The sequence below is a fragment of the Pseudomonas sp. UBA6276 genome (assembly GCF_002438365.1).
GTDB classification, from domain to species: Bacteria; Pseudomonadota; Gammaproteobacteria; order Pseudomonadales; family Pseudomonadaceae; genus Aquipseudomonas; species Aquipseudomonas coleopterorum.
Window position 1 is genome coordinate 1 of the sequence record NZ_DJUS01000057.1, and the last position, 2,708, is coordinate 2,708.

Annotated in this window: 2 protein-coding genes; one reads left to right on the forward strand and one right to left on the reverse strand. The window is 61.2% G+C overall.

Annotation, left to right across the window (positions count from 1 at the left end; all coding sequences use genetic code 11):
- Window positions 1-2,053, reverse strand: a 2,053-nt coding sequence (locus B2V21_RS06650) for a glycogen/starch/alpha-glucan phosphorylase (RefSeq protein ID WP_286916387.1), incomplete at its 3' end; no start/stop codon positions are given.
- 187 nt (window positions 2,054-2,240) lie between these two features.
- Between B2V21_RS06650 and B2V21_RS06655 the strand changes: the two genes are divergently transcribed.
- Window positions 2,241-2,651: a YkgJ family cysteine cluster protein gene (locus B2V21_RS06655; protein WP_049861727.1), complete on the forward strand. Its 411-nt coding sequence runs from the start codon at window positions 2,241-2,243 to the stop codon at window positions 2,649-2,651.
- The last annotated feature ends 57 nt before the right edge of the window (window positions 2,652-2,708 follow it).

Consider the following 2,708-nt stretch of genomic DNA (forward strand, 5'->3'; position numbering starts at 1 on the left):
TTTCCACGTTGGCGCCGTCCAGCGTACCGATGGTCAACGCGCCATTGAGGCCGAACTTCATGTTGCTGGTACCCGACGCTTCGTAGCCGGCCGTGGAGATCTGCTCGGACAGGTCGGCCGCCGGAATGATGCTTTCGGCCAGGCTGACGTTGTAGTTGGGCAGGAACACCACCTTGAGCAGACCGCGCACGGTCGGATCGTTGTTCACCACCCGAGCGATGTCGTTGGCCAGCTTGATTATCAGCTTGGCCTGGTGATAACTGGCCGCCGCCTTGCCAGCGAAGATCTTCACCCGCGGCACCCAGGCGGTTTCCGGCTCGGCGCGAATCGCCTGATAGAGCGCCACGGTGTGCATCAGGTTGAGCAACTGACGCTTGTACTCGTGGATTCGCTTGACCTGAACGTCGAACATCGCCTCGGGATTGACCGTCACGCCGACGCGCTCATGAATGATGCGAGCCAGCGCTTTCTTGCTGTTCAGTCTCTGAGCCGCGAAGGCCTTGCGGAACTCGGGTTGCTCGGCATACGGCTCGAGGTTCTTGAGCAGCCCTTCCGGATTGTCGAGCAGTTCCGGGCCAAGCTTGTCGACCAGCATCGCGGTCAGCTCGCTGTTGGACTGATACAGCCAGCGGCGGAAGGTGATGCCATTGGTCTTGTTGTTGATCCGATCGGGATAGAGCTTGTGCAGCTCGGAGAACACCGTGCTGCGCATCAGCTGGGTATGCAGGCCGGACACCCCGTTGACGCTGTGCGAACCGAGGAACGCCAGGTTGCCCATGCGCACACGCCGACCGTTGTCTTCTTCGATCAGCGAGACCGCGCGCAGCACGTCGACATCGTGCTGACCTTTGGCGCGCAGCGAGTCGATGTGATAGGCGTTGATCAGGTAGATGATCTGCATGTGACGCGGCAGCACGCGCTCCATCAGGCCCACCGGCCAGGTTTCCAGCGCCTCGGGCAACAGCGTGTGGTTGGTGTAGGCCAGGGTGTTGACGGTGATTTCCCACGCGGTTTCCCACGCCAGACCATGTTCGTCCACCAACTGACGCATCAATTCCGCCACGGCGATGGAGGGGTGGGTATCGTTGAGCTGGATCGCAGCCTTGTCGGCCAGGTTGAGGAGGCTGTCGTTGCCGTTCAGGTGACGACGCAACAAGTCGTGGAGGGAGGCTGCAACGAAGAAGTACTCCTGGCGCAGACGCAACTCCTGACCGGCTTCGGTGCTATCGGCCGGGTACAGCACCCGCGAGATGCTCTCGGCACGGGCCACTTCGGCCACGGCGCCGAGGTGGTCGCCCGCATTGAAGCGCTCCAGGTGCAGGTCTTCCATCGCCCGTGCGCGCCACAGGCGCAAGGTATTGACGCTGGAACCACGCCAACCGACCACCGGGGTGTCGTAGGCGATCGCGCGTACGGTTTCGCTGGGCCACCAGACCTGCTTCTGCTGGCCTTCGCTGTCGGTGACGGTTTCCACATGGCCGCCGAAGCTGATCGGGTAGATCACTTCCGGGCGCTCGAACTCCCAGGGGTTGCCGAAATTGAGCCAGTTTTCGGTCTGTTCCTGCTGCCAGCCATCGACGATGGCCTGACGGAACAGACCGTGTTCGTAGCGGATGCCATAGCCGTGGGCGGCGACGCCCAGGGTCGACATGCTTTCCATGAAGCAGGCCGCCAGGCGTCCAAGGCCGCCGTTGCCCAGCGCCGCATCGGGTTCGAGCAGGCGAATGCGCTCCAGATCCACGCCCAGGTCGGTCAACGCTTCACGTGCGATGTCCAGCAGGCCGAGGTTGCTCAGGCTGTCGTAGAGCAGCCGACCAATGAGAAATTCCAGGGAGAGGTAATAGACCCGTTTCTGGCCCTTGCGGTAGATCTGCCGGGTGTGATCCATCCAGTGCTCGACCATGTGGTCGCGCGCCGCGAGGGCAATGGCCTCGAACCAGTCATGGTCGAATGCGTGATCGGGATCCTTGCCCACCGCGTAGGTGAGTTTGGCGAGTACAGCAGCGCGAAAATCGGCCACCTCGGCGTCACGGACAAGCGGTTCCTGAGACATGCAATGCGTCCTCGGGGAAATTGACGATACTGGATGGAATACCTGAGCCTAGACGCTTCGACACACACTCAATGCTCAGGTTCGTAACTTTGCACCATTCGCGGGGTTTCGGGCAGAAGGTTGTTCACTTTTTCACCAATGCCGGTATGATCGCGCGCCCTGATCCATCTTGCCTGATGACCTGACGATGAAAAGCTCTTTGATTGCCGCCGCCGAAGTGGACCGCCTGGACACCTGGCAGAAATATTCTGCGCCGATGTGCGGCGCCTGTATCTCGACCTGCTGCACGCTGCCGGTGGAAGTGAAGATCAAGGACCTGATCCGTATCGGTGTGGTGGACGAGTTCGAGAAAGGCGATCCACCCAAGAACGTCGCCAAGCGGTTGCAGAAAGAAGGCATCGTCGAGCGCTTCAATCAGAAGTCGGGCATTTTCACCCTGACGCGCATGAGCAACAACGATTGCCTGTACCTGGACAAGAAAAGCCGTCTGTGCACGATCTACGAAAAGCGCCCGGACACCTGCCGCAACCACCCCAAGATCGGACCTCGCCCCGGCTACTGCGCCTACCAGCCCAAACCGATATCGCGCCAAGGCTGACCCACCCCAGCTCAATGCGGGAGCGGGGTGCCAAAGCCGGCCTCTTCGCGGGCAGAG